Origin of the sequence: Sphingomonas sp., from assembly GCF_040398505.1 — a bacterium.
In the GTDB taxonomy this organism is placed as follows: domain Bacteria; phylum Pseudomonadota; class Alphaproteobacteria; order Sphingomonadales; family Sphingomonadaceae; genus Sphingomonas.
Genome location: NZ_JBBATX010000208.1, coordinates 1 through 1187, shown reverse-complemented (window position 1 = coordinate 1187; position 1187 = coordinate 1). Strand labels below are relative to the sequence as shown.

General features: G+C 66.7%; 1 protein-coding gene. It reads right to left on the bottom strand.

The window, feature by feature from the left end; all coding sequences use genetic code 11:
* The coding region (locus ABWP09_RS14440) for an SET domain-containing protein (RefSeq protein WP_353205812.1) at positions 1-1098 on the bottom strand (1098 nt) is incomplete at its 3' end.
* Positions 1099-1187 lie beyond the last annotated feature (89 nt).

Genomic DNA, 1187 nt, shown 5'->3' with positions numbered 1-1187 from the left:
ATACGGCGCGACCAGATTGCGCGCGCGGAACCATTCCTGCCGTTCGGGCGCGAGCGTCGCGAAATTGCCGATGACGCGGCGGCACTCCGGCGCGCGGCATTGGCAGATCATGTGCCAGTTCGATTCGGCCAAAGTGGTCGAATAATCCCACGCGATTTCCTCGCCCGGGGCGATCGCGCGGATCGCGACCAGCGTCACGCTGCCGCCGGCGAAGCGCAGGCCGGCATTGGGCGCGCAGCTATGGTTGATCAGATCGTCGATCCGGCCCGACGGGCCCATGTAATGCTGCGGCGTGACCTGCACGAAGCGGTCGTTGCTCCCGCGCATCAGGCTCGGCACGCGGTCGGCGCGGAAGCGGCGGCCGGTGAAGCGGATGATCTCGTCGCCCTCGGCAAAGCCTTGCGCGGCATAGACCGCCTTGCCGAGATGCGTCTCGCCGACCGAGAACAGGCTCGCCGCCGGGCTATAGGCATCGAGCACATAGAGCCGCCCGTTGCGAAAACCGAGCGAGCGCAACGGGTTGATCGTCGCGAGGCCGACCATGAACCACACGCTCGCATGGCACAGCAATTCGACCAGGATATAGGCATATTCGCCGACCTGCTGATTGCCGCCGCGCGTCGCGACCAGCAGCGTGGCGAGATCGCCGACTGCCCACAGCCCCCAGGCGGGCGAGCGCTCGCGGTTGCGATCCTGGGCCACGCTCTGCCAGGTCGGCCAGAAGCTGATCGGCACCGCCGCGACCACCAGCATGTGCGCCCAGAACGCGTTGCGCGAGACGATCCACAATGTCAGCGCGGCGAGGCACGCGGCGGTGCAAAGCACTTCGCCTTGCGCGGGCGCGCTCCACACCGAGCGCCGCCAGATGCCGATCGTCACCGCGACGCAGGCGAGCGCCGAAAACGCGAAGACCCAGCCTTGCACGGCACCGGGGTTGACCGCGGCATAGGTAACCGCCTCGACTGCGGTTGCGGCACTCCAGATCAGCCAGGAGGCGCGGTTGGGCTGGACCAATTGCCGCCGCAGCCCGGTCAGATACAGCGTGTATCCGGTCAGGCTGCATCCGACGGCAATGAAGAACCAGGGATCGATCGCCATGCCCGCTTACCGTTATGGTTAAAGCGGGGCTTACGCTCTTCGCCGACTCGCGTCCACAAAAACCGAGGAGTCAGCACGAGTCGCGGGGA